Genomic DNA, 16,286 nt, shown 5'->3' on the forward strand with positions numbered 1-16,286 from the left:
AGAGGTTTCAAAAGGTGAAAATAAAATTGATTATAGATACTTTTTTCTCATGTAAAGATGAGTGAAATTCAACCGTATTGACAAATATTTGCACCATACATAAAGTTGTTGTACTTTAGATTACTCCCTTTTTTCATATAGCATATATTAGTGAAATACTGTGTTTTAACACACGCTTCACAAGTTTGGAATACCTAAAAATTTCAAAAAAAAGTGATTAATCCAACATTACAATGAATATGAAAACCAATCCGTATCAATCAAAAGCCCTTTTTACCTTCAAATTAATGGTGTTATTTATCCTGTCGTTGCTGTTAACTTCCGCAAGTCCTAAAAACAATCGCTATTCAGATTCACCTTCAAACAACAACACTGATAATATTACATTTAATGCTAAGGGCCTTCATTTTGAAACCGTATTAACCAACATTTTTGAAGGCAATTTTATCGATATTCCTTTTGATAGAGACGAAACCACCTTTATATTGCTTTTTAACGCTTATGTAACCACTTACGCGAAACATTGCACCTCCAGTTTGCCGGCAAACAAAATTGAATTAACCCGACCGGAATGCGTTAAAGAACGCGTAACTACAGATGGTTATGGTTGGGAAATTAGCAGAACTTGTATAGAGTGGATTGATGTTGGCACAGGTTTATACGCGGCACCCGAAATGTTTAATACCAAAGTAATTCTTGATAATTTACAAGCTGGAGATGCATTCCGGAATATGTATAAAATGATGAAACAGGACAACCCCATTGGAATCGCATCGAGCGTTTTAAACAATTCGCAGGCTGCCGATGCCGATATGAAAGCGCTGCTTAAAATGAACGGTTGCAAAAGTGAGGGTTTAATGCGTTTTCAAGACAATTTACGTCTGTTTGCATTGGGTAAACAACCCATTCCTATAAGCGGAAAAGCAAAAGCTGTGGTGTCTTCTAAAAACCAAAATTTAACAAAACTAGCCGAAGATTTGGTGTTCGAACACTCCAAAACATGGGCCATGAACCGCTACCAACGCGGAAGCATATCTGACGTTTCCGAAATAAAAGACAACCAAGGCAAACTTATCGAAATACGAACCAAATACGTGTACCAAGGTTTTAGCGGACGCAACAATGGCTCGGTTAGAATAACATTTACCGACGGTTTACCGGAGTGCCTTTATTTTTTCGATTTCCCCAATGCCTGCAGAACAGCAGACCGTAAAATTGTGGCGCAGTATGCCGGTGGGAATTATCAAAACTGATTTTGGTTTTTGAAATGCTTTAATAGTAGTATTATCTTATTCCATTCAATTAGTTCATAATGAACACAGTCAAAGTTACGTCATTGCGAGAAGCAAACGACGTGGCAATTTGTTATTCGTTTTTTTAATCCCTAAAAAACTGTAAAGGTTAAATTTTAAAAATTACTTCAATACTTCCTTCCTAATAACCTTTATTGTTAAAACTACGCAGAAGTTCACATTGATTTTCTGATAAAAAAATCTAACTTCGCTTATGAGTGGATATAAATCTCTAATAACGGATTCATATCCTAATTGTTATGACAAACTAAAAAAACGTACATGTTGATTTTTAAAAATTCCTGGAGTAATTTAATATTACTAATGCTTGCAATCTTGCTTTACAACTGCTCAAACGACAAAAAGACCAAATTTAGCACGAACTATTTTCAAATACATATTGATAATAAGGGCTTTATAAAAAGCATGAAAAACACCACAAAAGAACCCTATAGAGAATTTAGCCCTCTTGATAAACCATCCCCATTAATGCAACTTTACGATGGTAAAAAGAAAATATATTATAAACCTATAAAGGCAAAATTTAACAGCATAGAACAATCTATCACACTAAGCTACACCAATGGTTCAGTTGCTCAAATCAAACTGACACCTCAAGAAAAATATTTCAAATTCACACTCCAGTCACTTACACCACGCCATGGAGTTGATGGTATTCAATGGGGACCATACCACACAAATATTACAAACCTGATTGGAGAAATTATAGGTGTTGCAAGAGATACTAGCAAGGTGGTCAATTATGCAGTTGGAATGCTTGCCCTCGACGACAACACATTAGGCGGTACTTCTGAAACCATAGCCGACGCCGCACCTTTTCAGTACATCATCCATTCTCCCGATGCGGAACTTTACCCGCTACCAGATTCATTACACGAAGGACAAATTTTTACTCTGGGAGGGAATGGAATTAGTGATGTTGCCTTTTATGCACACAAAGAGCCGTATTACAGAATTATGTATGGCAACTCAGCACACGTTGATGACAAAGGAAGAATTTCAATTAATTACCACTCCAGAGACAGAACATTTGAAAGAGAAGTATATTATTCACTAATACCAAATATGGCAGCCAATACGCCTAATCATTTGGAAGTTCAGCCATTGCCGGGAGTCGATTATATTGGGTCTTCTATTGCTTTATGGGGAAGTGCCGATAGTACGGCGTTGATGGATGTGATTCAAGACATTGTATTAAAAGAAAACTTGCCGTATCCAACCATTAATGGAAAGTGGGTAAAAGATCCAACAGCTTTTGTTCCGGATGCACTTACCAGTGGTAATTTATACGATAGTATAATTACTTATACTTCACAACTAGGTTTTAAAGCCATCAGTTTGTACGACCAGGGTTTTATATTGCCCGACCGTGGTAATGAAGGTTATATTGATGGTAAAAATTTTGAAAATAAACCAATAAAACTAACAAGTGGCAACCTATCGCATAAAGCATTTTCCGAAGTGGCAGCGGCATACGGAATAACCATTGGGAGAACACCAATTACAAATGCATTGGCACCAAAAACCAAAGATGCTAGCCCCATTCCAAGTGACAGCTTGTGTTATCAGCAAAAACGTTTATTAACGAAAAGTATAAACCCTAGTGATACACTCATTTTTGTAAACGACCCTAAGTATATGGAAGAGATTGCTAGTTGGGAAGGACATGCAAAAAACCTGAATATGATAAAAATCGGTAAAGAATTAATTCATTATCTGGGTGTTTCAAATAATGAACCCTACCGCCTTTTAAATGTAAAACGCGGGTATTGGAATACCACACCCGCAAACCATCAAAAGAACGATACTATTTACAAGTTGCAGGTTACCTTAAACTATGGATATGATGGCCTGATACCCAATATGGAACTTCAGGATAAAATAGCCGAATATTATGCCGATGTTTCTTTTATTAATGGTTTAGGCTATTACGATTTCGACGGACAGGAATTTTTGTTTAACAATGGGCATGGGTATTACTCGGCAAAACGTTTTTTTCGTAAAATGTTTGAAAAGGCAGAAGCACTTGGCATACCTCCTATTCGCTTTACTGGAGCTACCCTATCAGAAGGTTCGTGGCATTATCAAAGTATTTGGAATGTTGGTAGTGGTAAAAACCTGTACGATGTTAACACCAGAGAATGGGGCAGCACCACGAGCCAAGGTAAGGACCTTCGTGATGTAACATTTGCCAACTATTTCCCAGTTGGTATGGGAGGTAATTTTGCTATCAATGCACAGTCAACCGTTGAACAATACGAGCATATACAAGCTATTTCAGTTGGGATGGGAACCACGTACAGTCTCATTTTAAATCAGAAAGATGTGGAAAGCTGTCCAGAAAAAGATGCTATTTTTAAAGCCATTCGAACGTGGGAAGACGCCCGTAGCGCCAATGCATTTCCAATACGTGTAAAAAAATTATTGGTTAACCCTAAAAAAAACTGGACCTTAAAAGCAGGCAAAAACAAAGATACTTGGGTTCTAAATGAATTAAAAGATGGCAAAGTAATTAAAACATTCGTTTTACACAGCGATGATAATTATTAGGTCCGTATTAAAGCGACATGTCAATCTGTTTATTAATTAATTTAAAACGAACAGGTTTTAATTTAAAAGATGACTTCCGCATACATTCTTTCAAATAACCTTTAATACTAAAACTACGTAGAAGTACGTATTGATTTTCTGATAAAAAAAATATAACTTCGCTTATCGGTGGATATAAATCATTGAAACGGATTGATATCCAAAAACCATTCTACGCAATTTGAAAAAACATTGTGCTTAAAAGAAAATGAAACTGACAAACGACCAATTTGAGGCTTCTGCTTATATATTTGAAAGAGCCAACGGAAATAAAAAATCGGAATACGAAGAAAAAGTAATTGCCGAATCTGGATTAAACAATCTAAAACCAATTGAACTGGAAACTCAAATTGTCAATGGAATAGACAACGGACTTTACTCGGACTCAAAAGAACGAATAAGTGCTTATTGGTCTTTAAGTAAAATTCACAAAACCGAATTAATTCCGAACTTTAAAAAGTGGCTAAAAATAGAAATCGAAAAGGAAAATGCAGATACTGTTTATCAGTTAATGATTGCATTAGGTAATTTGGAAGAACCTATTTTTAATATTGACAGAAATGGAAGTTCTGCTTTTAACGAAACAGAATTAAATTTGAGAGATGCAAGAAAGTATTTAGAAGTAAATGAGTAAACAAGTAAAAATATTGTTCAATTTCCACAGCGACATTTTTGACGAACAAATGGTTGAAACCGTTTGGGCTGATGAAATTGACAAAGAAAAAGGATTATATAAAATTGATAATATTCCTTTTTATATTCCATTAGTTGCATCGGAAGATATTGTAATCGCTGAATTTGATGAAACCGAGCAAATGCTGACTTACAGAAAAACTTATGAATATTCTGGTCGAACTGTTGTCCAAGTTGTAATTATGGACAAGACAACAAAAACAAATACTATTAGAGATATATTTTATAAATTAGGTTGCGAATCGGAAAAAGCAAATGAAGGTTATTTCTCAATGGAAATTCCTTCGAATTTGGATTATAAGCCAATTAAAAAGGAACTTGACCGAATGGAAAATGCTGAAATTATTGGTTACGCAGAACCTACAATTTCGGACAAACATAGAACTGAAGGTTACAGTTGAGAATAAAAAACTGCGTAGAACATTGTATATAAAAAATAGCGCAAGTCGTTGCTAAGACAATGGTTTGGGCGTTTTTGGAAAGTCGCCAAATTTTTAAATTTGACGATTTCCAAACAAAAAAATAAATAGTAAAATTTAAAAATTCGGCTTGTGTAATCCGAAAAGTAACAGCATATTTTCAGCGCTACTTTTCATATACGGAGCCGATAAGCGTAACTCTTAGAATTCTACTTTATAAATTCCTCTTTTTTACTGCCTTCGTAAATTACATATTTAACCAAACGCTTTGAGTTTTTTACGGTGCTGTCATTTCGGCACTAGGAGAAATCTCATAAAGTCACTCGAAAAAAGATAATGAGATTCCTCACAAGCGTTCGGAATGACAACATAATAGATAAAAATTATTATTTACATTAAACAGATTGCCACAGTCGTTCCTCCCTCGCAATGACAGCTACTTCATATACTTCCCTTTTTTACTGCCTTCGTACATCACATATTTAACCAAACGCGCTTCGAGTTTGGCGTTGTATAAATGTATTTTCCGCGATGGACGTAAACCCACATGTTTAAGGGCATCGAGGTTTGAGGTAATAAACCAAGCATCGGTGTCGGGGTAATTTTGTTTTAGGGTATCGCCAATGTTGGCGTAAAAAGATTCCATATCCAAGTTTAAACGCTCGCCATAGGGTGGGTTAAATACCATGTGCAGTTTTTGGTCGCCACCTTTTTGGGTTTTAAAGAAGTCTTCGTGCTTAACTTCAATAAAATCTTCCAATTGGGCGTTTTTTACGTTTTCCTTGGCCTTGGCTACGGCACTTGGTGCTTTATCGTAACCTATAATTTTATGGTGGAAATCGCGGGTTTTACCCAATAAGGACTCTTCAATTTTTTCAAACAATTCAACATCCCAATCTTGCCAGCGCTCAAAGGCAAATTCTTTGCGCATCAGGTTTGGCGGTATGTTGCAGGCTATCATCGCCGCTTCAATAAGCATGGTGCCCGAACCGCACATGGGATCCATAAAATCTAACTGTCCGTCCCAACCGGACAACATGATCATTCCAGCTGCCAACACCTCGTTTATGGGCGCAATATTGGTGGCGGTTTTATAGCCACGTTTGTGCAGCGAATCGCCCGAAGAATCCAACGAAATGGTGCATTGGCGCCTATCGATATGCACGTTTATTTTTAGATCGGGGAATTTTAAATCGACGTTTGGCCGCTGTCCGTCGGTATCCCTAAACTTATCGACAATCGCATCTTTAGTTTTTTGTGCGATGTAAAGCGAATGCGAAAACAAATCGGAATGTATTGTAGCATCAACCGCCAATGTGCCTGTTGGCTTAAGGTATGGCGACCAATCCATGGCGTAGATTTTATCGTATAAATCTTTTTCGCTGTTTACGGTAAACGAATGGATGGGTTTTAAAATTTTAACGGCCGTACGTAATGCTAAATTTGCTTTGTACATAAAGCCTTTATCGCCTGAAAAAGCGACGTTCCGCACGCCTTTTTTTACGTGTTGCGCACCGAGTTGCGTGAGTTCGTTTGCCAGTAATTCTTCAAAACCAAATAAGGTTTTGGCCACCATGTTAAAATTTTCTTCCATTTTTTACGTCGAATAGATTGCAAAAATAATGTAATTTTGCACAAATTAACTAGCAATTGCAGATAATGGGTTAAGGATTGATGCGGCATCCTTTTTAATGCGGACTTGTAATGATTTTGTTGCGAACTGAAATTTGGCAGATTGCCACGTCTTTCGTCCTCGCAATGACGCATTAAAAAGATATAGCGGAAAGCCTGACCGCGCCTTAGCGCGGTAACCCCATAAAAACAATATGAACAACAATACTACAAAATGGTTTAAATCGTGGTTTGACAAGCCTTTTTACCACATTTTATATAAAGATAGAGACGATACCGAGGCGCGTGCTTTTATGGATACGCTTACCAATTATTTGAATATTCCCGAGCATGGTACCATTTTGGATTTGGCTTGCGGCAAAGGCCGTCATGCCCGGTATTTAAACAAAATGGGATACGATGTTACGGGTGTTGATTTGAGCGCAAACAGCATTGATTTTGCCAAAAAGTTTGAAAACAACAGCCTCCGTTTTGAGGTGCACAACATGTGCCAACCTTACCACAAACAGTTTGACGCGGTTTTTAATTTGTTTACCAGTTTTGGGTATTTTGAAAAAGATGAGGACAACCTGAGCACGATTAAAGCCATTAAAGCGAATTTGAACGACTTTGGCTTTGGCGTGATTGATTTTATGAACAGCGAATTTGTTATTGATAATTTAGTGCCCGAAGAGGTGAAAACGGTTGATGGCATTACCTTTAATTTAAAGCGTTATGTGGATAAGGGTTACATTATAAAAGATATTTTGTTTACGGCCGATGGCGAAGACTATAATTTCCAAGAGCGCGTTAAAGCCTTTACTTTAGCCGATTTTGAAACCATGTTTGAAGCTGCCGATGTGCATTTATTGGATGTTTTTGGCGATTATAAATTGCATAAATTTAATGCCAAAACATCGGAACGCTTAATCATGATTTTTAAATAGGTCGATAATCGACATTTAATTAGTATCACTGTTGCGAGTAATTATTGATTGATTTTATCACATTGAATATTATTTTTTGAATGAATAAATTTTTATTTCCTGTATTAGCTGTTGTTTTGGGCGTACTTATAGCCAGTTTGAGCAAGTATAAAAAAACATGGAACACCAAGCTCCTACTCTCTTTTAGTGGCGCTTTTTTATTGGCAATAACCCTTTTTGAACTGCTCCCGGAAGTTTACCACCATTTAAGCGGCAAGCTTACCGGATTGTACATTATGTGCGGAATCGTGCTGCAAATTGTTTTGGAGCTCTTCTCGAAAGGTGCCGAACACGGGCATGTGCACATCCATAAAGACGAAACCGATTTTCCGTGGTTATTGTTTATCAGTTTATGTATTCATAGTTTTTTGGAAGGTTTTCCAATTCACGATCACAACGATATGCTTTATGGCGTTTTGGTGCACAAAATCCCCATTGCTGCTTTAATAAGTATGTTTTTGTTTCAGTCTAATTTTAGCAAATTGCAAATCACGGCGTTTTTAGTGGTTTTTGCGATTATGACCCCGTTGGGGACGTATATTTCGAGTACTTGGGAAGCCATTACAGATTACGCGCACATTATCAATGCCATGGTAATTGGTATATTTTTTCATATTTCAACCACTATTTTGTTTGAAAGTGGCGAAGGCCATAAGTTTAATTTATCGAAATTTATTGCCATTATTTTGGGTATAGCTGTGGCTTATTTGATTTAATTTGTCATTCCTGCGAAGGCAGGAATCTCATCAATTGAAACTAAATTATGATAAAGTGGATTCCTGCCTTCGCAGGAATGACAGAAAAACAGATTCCCTTCTAAAAGGGAATAGAAAAAAATAATATTTTCAATGTTTTCAAAAGAAGAATCGCGATTATTACGACAAGAATTCTGGACGAGTTTTGGAAAATCGTTTCCACGGAAATGGATTTTATACAACACCAAACTGAAAGGGGTCTCGTTTAAATTTCATTTTGACACCAAGTCCGCTTTGGTGGCTTTGGATGTTGAAGACGATTTGGAATACCGTATTAAATACTGGGAAAAACTATTGGCTTTAAAATCGATTTTGTTGGATGAATATTTGCCGGATGCTATTTTTGATGAAGAATACTATTTAGAAAACCATAAAGAAATCTCAAGAATTTATGTGCCCTTAAATCAAAAAGTATCGATTCATAATAAAAACTCGTGGCGCGATGTGATGGAATTCTTCAATGAAAAAATGACTTTGTTTGAAGCTTTTTTTGAGGAATACAAAGAGGTTATTGATCATTAATCGTCATTGCGAACATAGTGAAGCAATCTGTTTAAATATAGTTCTAATTTTCAATTTAAAAGATTACCACGTCGCTCCGCTCCTCGTAATGACGGTTACAGTTTAAACCCTTTTCTCCATAATAAAATCGTCCATTACAAAGCCGTTGCCAATATCGGTAACAAAGGTGCTTACTTTTATAAACCCCAATTTTTCATAAGCTTTAATGGAGTTTGTATTGTTAATATTTACCCCAAGTCTAATGACTTTTAAATGATATGCCTTGGCTTTTTCTTCAGCTTTTAACATGGCCGCTTTTCCTATTTTTTTTCCTCTATGGGAACGCAATACATAAATCTTGCTTAAAAACAAATGCTCCTTTTCCTTTTTAATGGCTAGATAACCAGCTGGTTTTTTATTGAAATACATGATAAAATATTCAAAGCCTTCATTTACAATTTGATTTTTTATGGCTTTGGCCGATTGAAACTTTTCGAGCATATAATCAATCTGCGGTTTACCAACAATGGGAATGTAGTGTTCGCGCCAAATGGTATCGGCTAAGTTTTCCAATAAAATATAATCGGATGTTTGGTTGGCTTCAGTAATGTGTATCATATTACATCGTAAAAATCGTTATTCAAATAAAATAATAATTAATGAATAAAAGCAGGTTCTTGAAAAATCTAAATTGCAGTTCATCGAAAAATATAGCTATTCATCTGATTTTTAGTTATATTTGATAGCTTAGTTGCCAAATCCAGTTTCCTTTTTTATTAAGCAACGCTTTAAATTGCCTTATGAAAAAACTAATACTCGCTTTATTTTTAAGCTTTCCTATTTGCATGTTTTCGCAGGAATACAGAGATTATTTGGGTGCCGGACACAGCAATGGCATTACGGTAACTTCCAGCAATCAGCAAAACAGAACAAGTTGGAACGAGACTGCCAGCGCAGAAAACACTATAAATGGTACGGGGCTGGATGCGCGTTTATTGGAAACGTCGCGGTTTTTAGCACAGGCGACTTTTGGTGCTGACTTAAACTACATAAAAACCGTTGCCGAAAACTCTTTTGAAGATTGGGTTGATACGCAATTCGATTTTAACTCGCCATCCACGGGCGAACTTACCCAAACCATTTACGATGAGGCCCTTTCAATTTTTGTGGCCAATGGCGGTAATGAAGAGGACTATTTTGGCCCGTATTGGTTGCATTTTCAATACGCTTGGTGGCAAAGCAATATAGGTAACGAGGATTTACTTCGCCAAAAAGTTGCGCTGGCCTTAAGCGAAATTATGGTGATTTCAAGAAACTCAAGTCTTGGTGATTACGGGGTTGGTTTAGGCGATTTTTACGATGTTTTAAAAGATAATGCCTTCGGGAATTTTAGAGACCTTTTAAAAGATATGACTTTGCACCCCATGATGGGCATTTACTTAAGCCATTATAACAACCCCAGAAGTTTCCCCGACCAAAACATACATCCAGACGAAAATTTTGCCAGGGAAGTTATGCAATTATTTTCCATTGGTTTGTACGAGCTCAACCAAGACGGAAGCTATGTTGTGGATGGCGAAGGCAACAGGGTGCCCACTTACGATAACAACGATATAAAAGAATTTGCCAAAGTATTTACCGGTCTTGGCGCCGCAGCGGTTAACGAAAATCCTTGGGGCGTTGTACCACGATTTGGGGTGAATCAATACTTAGCGAAAAAAGATGTTCCCATGGCGATGTACGATGAATGGCATCAACCCGGAGAAAAAAAATTATTGAATGGCTATGTTATCCCAAACGGGCAATCGGGAATGCAAGATGTGGAAGATGCAATAGACAATCTGTTCAACCATCAAAACACCGCGCCGTTTATAGCTATACGCCTCATTCAGCAAATGGTAAAATCCAATCCATCGCCTGCTTATATATCCCGAGTTAGTGCGGCCTTTAACAATACCAAAGGCGTTAGAGGCGATATGAAAGCTGTAATAAAAGCCATTTTATTGGATGAAGAAGCCAGAAGTTGCAGTTGGATAGACAATCCGTCAAGCGGGAAATTAATTGAACCCATGGTGCGGTATTTTAACATCACCAGACAAATTGATTTGGATAATAAAAGCGGATTAAATTGGAATGTGGGTTATAATTTTTATCAAGCCACTGGTCAATCCCCTTTAGCGGCACCGCACGTATTTAATTTTTATTTGCCGGAATATGTGCCCAATGCCAAATTTACGACTGCAAATCTTGTTGGCCCAGAATTTGAAATCCACAATTCCGCAACAAGTATTTCTTATATAAATGAAGTTGATTTATGGACGTATCCGCAGTATTATTCCGTTTTAAACACTTGGGATTTAGATATTGAAGACACACCGTTAGATTTTGAAGCGCTTAAATATTTTGCAAAAGACAGCGAGGTTTTGGTTAGTCAATTGGATAAATTATTCACACATGGGCAATTATCCGATGAAACCAAACGCGTTATAACTGAAGCTGTTGATGGCATTACAGATTTGGGTGGCGATTTTGATTATACTTTTTATAGAGTAAAAATGGCCCTCTATCTTATATTGATAAGTCCAGACTATGCGATTCTTAAATAAAACCAATGAGCAAAGAAAAACATAATATATCCAGACGAAAATTCCTTGGCGATTCCTGTGCTGCACTTGGTTACACCACGCTGTTTTCATCTTTAATCAACCTTAAGGCCATGGCTGCCTCGGCTATGGATAATTCGTCACTAATCACTAATTTGGGCGGTGATTACAAAGCTTTGGTGTGTTTAATGCTTGGTGGCGGTAACGATTCTTTTAACATGCTGATGCCAAAAGGCACTAATGAATATAACGAATATGCCACCACACGCTCCAATTTGGCCATTCCGCAAAACGATATTTTACAGATAAACCCCAATACTTCTGACGGAAGGGTTTTTGGAGTGCATCCATCAATGCCCGATATGCAACAATTATTTGAAAGCGGAAATTTGGCTTTTCTTTCAAATGTGGGCACGCTTATAGAACCTTCAACAAAAAACGATATACAAAACAATGTGGTTAAAACACCGCTTGGTTTATTTTCGCATGCCGACCAAATACAGCAATGGCAAACGGGAAGACCACACGAAAGAACCAATATTGGTTGGGGCGGAAAAATAGCAGACTTGGTACAGTCCATGAATTCCAACCAGAATATCTCCATGAATATTTCGTTAAGGGGAAGTAACATTTTTCAGCGCGGAGACCAAATTATCCCATACGCTATTGGCAATCAAGGTAGCGTTGGCATTAATGGTTATGGTGGCACCAACCTGTTTAACAGCCTTCGTACCGAAGCTTTAAACTCGATGTTGGAAAGGGATTATCAAGATATTTTCAAGAATACCTATAAAAACACCATCAAATCTTCAAACGAAGCGAATTTGGAATTTCAATCGGCCATTGATGGCGTTTTGGATTTTAGTACGCCGCTTCCGGAATACAATAATTTGGCAAAACAATTAAGAATGGTTGCAAAAACCATTGCGTCCAGAGATACTTTAGGGTTTTCCAGACAAACATTTTTTGTGCAACTTGGTGGTTGGGATCATCACGATGAACTCCTCATAAATCAAGCTGGTAAATTGGCGCAGGTGAATGAGGCCTTAAAATATTTTAACGATTTAATGACCGAGTTAAACACGAACGATTGCGTTACAACATTTAGCGTTTCGGATTTTGCACGAACCCTAACATCAAACGGAAATGGCACCGATCACGCTTGGGGTGGCAATGCTTTTATAATGGGTGGCGCCGTAAACGGAAAAGAGCTATACGGCGAATATCCGGTTTTGGCTTTAAATAGCGATGTCGATTTTCAAGATGGCGTGATGATTCCAACAACGGCAGCCGATTTATATATGGCAGAATTGGCACTTTGGTTTGGTGTGCCCGCATCCGAATTGAGCACCATTCTCCCGAACATTTCAAATTTTTACGACACAAATTCCGTTGTTCCGCCAATAGGTTTTATGAATATGACATGATGAAAAAAAGCCATTTATACATATTGATTCTTTCGTTTTTGAGCACTCCATTTATTAGCGCCCAATGTTACCCAGACCGCCATAGCACCAATTGGTTTGATGGCTGGGTATCTTGCGAAAAATCTCCAAATCCCATTGCATCTTACGGCGAAACCCATTGGATTATGTACGATTTGGGATATAACTATGTGTTGAACGAAACAAAACTTTGGAATGCCAACGAGCCCAAAAACCTGAATTACGGCATCAATGAATTTAATGTCGATTATTCTTTAGATGGTGTTACGTGGACCAACTTAGGCGCGTTCAACTTAGAGCAAGCTTCGGGCTTATCGACTTACGAAGGCTCCGAAGGACCCGATTTTAACGCCACTAAAGCTCGTTTTGTTTTAATTACGCCAACCTCAAATTTTGGTGGCGACTGCTACGGTTTTAGTGAGCTGAAAATGTCGATAACCGATCCGTTTTTAGTGGTTGAAGAAGCCGATGTTTTTAACGCGATGGCATATCCAAATCCGTTTATAAATAATGTGACTTTAAGAATGGTTTCCTTAGATGAAAACGCGCCGGTAAACTATGCACTATACGATATTTTAGGAAGAACCATTATCAGCAATACTTTTAACATGACCGAAGGCAACGATACTTACGAGCTGCCGTTGCACGGGAATACACTTTCAATAGGAATCTATATTTTGAAAATCACGCAAAACGAAAAAGAGCGTTCATTTAAATTGATTAAGAAGGAATATTAGGTAATTGACTCTTAAGCTATCAATAAATAACTTATAAATTCCGTTCTTCATAAAAATGGACATTATAATAGATGTTTTATCTTTCTTTCATAAGAATTTCAAGCCTTATATCACATAAAAGAAAATCATAAAAAAATGACAAATGGCCCCAGCCAGAACATACAAATGCCAAATAACATGATTGAACGGTATCTTTTGAATGGCATAAAAAACAATGCCCACCGTATACGATAAGCCGCCGGCAAAAAGAAACAAAATGCCATCGGTACCCATAGCTTTGGATAGATTGGTAAAGTCAAAAACGATAAGCCAGCCCATTACCAAATACAAAAGTGTGGAAAACACCTCAAAACGCCCTGTAAAAAACAGTTTTAAAATCACCCCAAAAGCGGCAATAATCCAAACTGCCCAAAATAGTGGCCAGCCCAAACTTCCTTCAAGGGCTATTAAACACACCGGTGTGTAGGTTCCGGCTATTAAAATGTAAATACTTATGTGGTCTACAATCCTAAAATAATGCTTGCGTTTCTCCCCTTTTACCGCATGATAAAAGGTTGAGGCCATAAACAGCACGATAATGGAAATGCCGTAAACAATAACGCTAAACAAGCTCCAATTTGTTTTTTCGGTATTAAAAACAATAAGCAACACCAATGCCGCAATACCAAATAAAGCACCAATACCGTGCGTGATGCTGTTTAATTTTTCCTCAAAGGGGCTTTGTGTACGCATAAATTACTGGTTGTTTGTAGTTGGTTTTAGCCATTTATTGGTCAAATCGAAAAAATCATATTTGGTGGCCGATTTTTGCCGCTCTAAACGACCGCTTTGAAAATTGCGTTGTAAAATATCTTCAATTAAATAATCTTCCTTTACGTTAAGCGGATCGAACTCCCGCTTTAAGGAAATATCGAACATACTCGCCGTGGTGTTGTACCAAAAGGCGCGCCAACCGTTGCGCAATTCCTTAACCAAATTAAAGGCCGTTTCACCGGTTTGCCTGTGAATCAGTTTTACCAAAATCTGGCCTTCGGTACGCGTTAATTTTTTTAATTCATCCGAAAACTCGCCCTCAATATATTTTTGAACACGCTTTGCGTATTTTCTTTTATGGCGTTTCTTTTCAATACTTGCCAATCGTTTATTCATGGAATCCAAACGTTCGGCGGCCATTTTTGCATACGGATACACTTTTATGGTTTTCCGGCGTAAAATCAAATAGCGTATACGGTCTTCTTTACCATCAAATTTAAGCTCGTGCAACAGCATCACCTCGTCTAAGTCAATCGCCGTCCGCGGTATGGAATCGCCCTCAATAATAATGTACTTTACGGCCGTAGAATCTGGCTCGATATCACTGATTTGAGCCATGGCCAATAACGGAAAAAGTACGCATATGTATTTTAAAAAATTCATCTGTAAAACATGGGACATTTATTATGCCAAAAATACTGAATTTCTTAAAACTAGACACCTAAGTTATAAAATACGAAAACATTGGGTTTTGTGCGAAAAAAAAATATGAATTCCTTTACAGAAATCAAAGATTTGCTATCTTAGTGCACACATAATAGATATATAGTTAATATTAATTATATATGATTGTTGTTTGCAATGCGGGAAAAAACAAAAACAGTAAATTGAATTAGATAATCCGTAATCTGCTTAATTTCTTTCAATAAAAAGCCTGCAATTTTGTGGTATAAAATCACAAACAATTGAAATGGCAAATTCAAAATTAGTTTCTTTCGAACTTTCACACTTCTATCCAAATATAGAACTTCAAAAATTCTGGGAGTTTTTCGTTGACTACAAATGGTATTCTCAATCCGAAATTATGGCGGGAGAAATTGTTGTCGTTAAAGAAGGCACAGACCATCCACAAGGCTTGGGAACTGTAAGAAAAATTTTGATTGGAGATATAAACCTTACCGAAGATATCGTTGGTTTTGACCCACCAAATTATTTCAGTTATGCTGTACACGAAGGAGGTATGCCTGTAAATAAATACCAGGGCGAATTTTTCTACGAATCGAAGAATGGCGGAATGTTATGGAAATACAAAGGAAGCTTTGAGCCAAAATATTTCGGTACAGGTTGGTTTTTTAAATGGTTTCTAAAGTCAAGAATGAAATCACAATTACCTGTTTGGCAGAAAGGATACAATGCCTATCACAATGTAAATGTTTAAAGAATAAACGCAAAAAAAATTAAAATGGAAAATTTAAAAAACAATGAAGCTAATAGAGTGTTAGCACAGAAAGTAATAGAAGCAATTAGTAATGATAATTGGGAATACGTAAATGAAGTTTTTGCAGAAGATGCTATTGTTTGGGTAGCTGGTAGTATGCCAATTTCAGGCACACATACCAAAGATTTTGTAATCGTAGCTGGTAAAAGAACAAGAGAAGGTTTTCCCGAAGGACTGAGCCTTAAAACAAAAGCTATGACAGTAGAAGGAAGTCGAGTTGCCATTGAAGCCGAATCTCTTGGAAATCATATTAGTGGTAAAACCTACAATAATCATTTTCATATTCTAATGGAAATAAAAGACGAAAAAGTTTGTACTTGGAAAGAATATATGGATACTATGCACGCAAATGAGGTCTTTTTTGGATAAATAATGCAAAGACT

16 protein-coding genes are annotated in these 16,286 nt (G+C 37.1%); 12 read left to right on the top strand and 4 right to left on the bottom strand.

The features are described from left to right. Nucleotides 1-233 precede the first annotated feature (233 nt). From RNZ47_RS08335 to RNZ47_RS08350, 4 genes are all read left to right on the top strand, one after another. The gene (locus tag RNZ47_RS08335) at nucleotides 234-1,253 is read left to right on the top strand and encodes a hypothetical protein (protein ID WP_311938756.1); all 1,020 of its coding nucleotides are present in this window, start codon (nucleotides 234-236) and stop codon (nucleotides 1,251-1,253) included. A gap of 465 nt (nucleotides 1,254-1,718) precedes the next feature. After that, complete coding sequence (locus tag RNZ47_RS08340; protein ID WP_311938758.1) at nucleotides 1,719-3,863, top strand: hypothetical protein; 2,145 nt, start codon at nucleotides 1,719-1,721, stop codon at nucleotides 3,861-3,863. A gap of 247 nt (nucleotides 3,864-4,110) precedes the next feature. Next, nucleotides 4,111-4,536, top strand: coding sequence for a hypothetical protein (locus RNZ47_RS08345; protein WP_311938760.1), 426 nt, complete (start codon nucleotides 4,111-4,113; stop codon nucleotides 4,534-4,536). Beyond that, on the top strand, nucleotides 4,529-4,996 hold the full coding sequence (locus RNZ47_RS08350; RefSeq protein ID WP_311938762.1) for a DUF4265 domain-containing protein: 468 nt from the start codon (nucleotides 4,529-4,531) through the stop codon (nucleotides 4,994-4,996). The genes RNZ47_RS08345 and RNZ47_RS08350 overlap by 8 nt, the downstream gene beginning before the upstream one ends. 454 nt (nucleotides 4,997-5,450) lie before the next feature. On the opposite strand, the gene RNZ47_RS08355 is transcribed toward RNZ47_RS08350, so the two are convergent. Then, nucleotides 5,451-6,608, bottom strand: coding sequence for a THUMP domain-containing class I SAM-dependent RNA methyltransferase (locus RNZ47_RS08355; protein ID WP_311938764.1), 1,158 nt, complete (start codon nucleotides 6,606-6,608; stop codon nucleotides 5,451-5,453). A 232-nt stretch (nucleotides 6,609-6,840) separates the two neighbouring features. On the opposite strand from RNZ47_RS08355, the gene RNZ47_RS08360 reads away from it, so the two are divergent. From RNZ47_RS08360 to RNZ47_RS08370, 3 genes are all read left to right on the top strand, one after another. Next, nucleotides 6,841-7,572, top strand: a complete 732-nt coding sequence (locus RNZ47_RS08360) for a class I SAM-dependent methyltransferase (RefSeq protein ID WP_311938766.1) — start codon at nucleotides 6,841-6,843, stop codon at nucleotides 7,570-7,572. Nucleotides 7,573-7,652: 80 nt separating this feature from the next. Continuing rightward, nucleotides 7,653-8,327, top strand: coding sequence for a ZIP family metal transporter (locus tag RNZ47_RS08365; protein WP_311938767.1), 675 nt, complete (start codon nucleotides 7,653-7,655; stop codon nucleotides 8,325-8,327). Between the two features lie 132 nt (nucleotides 8,328-8,459). Next, nucleotides 8,460-8,888 (top strand): DUF4268 domain-containing protein, encoded by a 429-nt coding sequence (locus tag RNZ47_RS08370; protein ID WP_311938769.1) that lies wholly within the window; start codon nucleotides 8,460-8,462, stop codon nucleotides 8,886-8,888. A gap of 102 nt (nucleotides 8,889-8,990) precedes the next feature. Here RNZ47_RS08370 and RNZ47_RS08375 read toward each other — a convergent pair whose 3' ends face one another. Continuing rightward, the gene (locus RNZ47_RS08375) at nucleotides 8,991-9,485 is read right to left on the bottom strand and encodes a GNAT family N-acetyltransferase (protein ID WP_311938771.1); all 495 of its coding nucleotides are present in this window, start codon (nucleotides 9,483-9,485) and stop codon (nucleotides 8,991-8,993) included. Between the two features lie 182 nt (nucleotides 9,486-9,667). Between RNZ47_RS08375 and RNZ47_RS08380 the strand changes: the two genes are divergently transcribed. The 3 genes from RNZ47_RS08380 to RNZ47_RS08390 are packed head-to-tail and all read left to right on the top strand — an operon-like array spanning nucleotide 9,668 to nucleotide 13,652. After that, complete coding sequence (locus tag RNZ47_RS08380; protein WP_311938773.1) at nucleotides 9,668-11,473, top strand: DUF1800 domain-containing protein; 1,806 nt, start codon at nucleotides 9,668-9,670, stop codon at nucleotides 11,471-11,473. Between the two features lie 5 nt (nucleotides 11,474-11,478). Then, on the top strand, nucleotides 11,479-12,897 hold the full coding sequence (locus tag RNZ47_RS08385) for a DUF1501 domain-containing protein (protein ID WP_311938775.1): 1,419 nt from the start codon (nucleotides 11,479-11,481) through the stop codon (nucleotides 12,895-12,897). Further along, on the top strand, nucleotides 12,894-13,652 hold the full coding sequence (locus RNZ47_RS08390; RefSeq protein WP_311938776.1) for a T9SS type A sorting domain-containing protein: 759 nt from the start codon (nucleotides 12,894-12,896) through the stop codon (nucleotides 13,650-13,652). The genes RNZ47_RS08385 and RNZ47_RS08390 overlap by 4 nt, the downstream gene beginning before the upstream one ends. 105 nt (nucleotides 13,653-13,757) lie before the next feature. Here the strand turns inward: RNZ47_RS08390 and trhA are convergent, their stop codons facing one another. After that, nucleotides 13,758-14,384, bottom strand: coding sequence for a PAQR family membrane homeostasis protein TrhA (gene trhA, locus RNZ47_RS08395; protein ID WP_311938778.1), 627 nt, complete (start codon nucleotides 14,382-14,384; stop codon nucleotides 13,758-13,760). A gap of 3 nt (nucleotides 14,385-14,387) precedes the next feature. Further along, on the bottom strand, nucleotides 14,388-15,068 hold the full coding sequence (locus tag RNZ47_RS08400; RefSeq protein ID WP_311938780.1) for a DUF4294 domain-containing protein: 681 nt from the start codon (nucleotides 15,066-15,068) through the stop codon (nucleotides 14,388-14,390). 307 nt (nucleotides 15,069-15,375) lie between these two features. On the opposite strand from RNZ47_RS08400, the gene RNZ47_RS08405 reads away from it, so the two are divergent. Then, the gene (locus tag RNZ47_RS08405) at nucleotides 15,376-15,843 is read left to right on the top strand and encodes an SRPBCC family protein (RefSeq protein ID WP_042501853.1); all 468 of its coding nucleotides are present in this window, start codon (nucleotides 15,376-15,378) and stop codon (nucleotides 15,841-15,843) included. Between the two features lie 24 nt (nucleotides 15,844-15,867). Continuing rightward, nucleotides 15,868-16,272, top strand: coding sequence for a nuclear transport factor 2 family protein (locus RNZ47_RS08410; protein WP_311938786.1), 405 nt, complete (start codon nucleotides 15,868-15,870; stop codon nucleotides 16,270-16,272). Nucleotides 16,273-16,286 lie beyond the last annotated feature (14 nt).

It is taken from the genome of Hwangdonia seohaensis (assembly GCF_031932625.1).
Lineage (GTDB): Bacteria > Bacteroidota > Bacteroidia > Flavobacteriales > Flavobacteriaceae > Hwangdonia > Hwangdonia seohaensis.

Coding starts and splice junctions, on each gene's coding strand:
- RNZ47_RS08370 (WP_311938769.1), top strand. CDS start 8,460: ATGTTTTCAAAAGAAGAATCGCGATTATTACGACAAGAATTCTGGACG.
- trhA (WP_311938778.1), bottom strand. CDS start 14,384: ATGCGTACACAAAGCCCCTTTGAGGAAAAATTAAACAGCATCACGCAC.
- RNZ47_RS08360 (WP_311938766.1), top strand. CDS start 6,841: ATGAACAACAATACTACAAAATGGTTTAAATCGTGGTTTGACAAGCCT.
- RNZ47_RS08335 (WP_311938756.1), top strand. CDS start 234: ATGAATATGAAAACCAATCCGTATCAATCAAAAGCCCTTTTTACCTTC.
- RNZ47_RS08405 (WP_042501853.1), top strand. CDS start 15,376: ATGGCAAATTCAAAATTAGTTTCTTTCGAACTTTCACACTTCTATCCA.
- RNZ47_RS08380 (WP_311938773.1), top strand. CDS start 9,668: ATGAAAAAACTAATACTCGCTTTATTTTTAAGCTTTCCTATTTGCATG.
- RNZ47_RS08365 (WP_311938767.1), top strand. CDS start 7,653: ATGAATAAATTTTTATTTCCTGTATTAGCTGTTGTTTTGGGCGTACTT.
- RNZ47_RS08390 (WP_311938776.1), top strand. CDS start 12,894: ATGATGAAAAAAAGCCATTTATACATATTGATTCTTTCGTTTTTGAGC.
- RNZ47_RS08400 (WP_311938780.1), bottom strand. CDS start 15,068: ATGAATTTTTTAAAATACATATGCGTACTTTTTCCGTTATTGGCCATG.
- RNZ47_RS08355 (WP_311938764.1), bottom strand. CDS start 6,608: ATGGAAGAAAATTTTAACATGGTGGCCAAAACCTTATTTGGTTTTGAA.
- RNZ47_RS08385 (WP_311938775.1), top strand. CDS start 11,479: ATGAGCAAAGAAAAACATAATATATCCAGACGAAAATTCCTTGGCGAT.
- RNZ47_RS08375 (WP_311938771.1), bottom strand. CDS start 9,485: ATGATACACATTACTGAAGCCAACCAAACATCCGATTATATTTTATTG.
- RNZ47_RS08345 (WP_311938760.1), top strand. CDS start 4,111: ATGAAACTGACAAACGACCAATTTGAGGCTTCTGCTTATATATTTGAA.
- RNZ47_RS08340 (WP_311938758.1), top strand. CDS start 1,719: ATGAAAAACACCACAAAAGAACCCTATAGAGAATTTAGCCCTCTTGAT.
- RNZ47_RS08410 (WP_311938786.1), top strand. CDS start 15,868: ATGGAAAATTTAAAAAACAATGAAGCTAATAGAGTGTTAGCACAGAAA.
- RNZ47_RS08350 (WP_311938762.1), top strand. CDS start 4,529: ATGAGTAAACAAGTAAAAATATTGTTCAATTTCCACAGCGACATTTTT.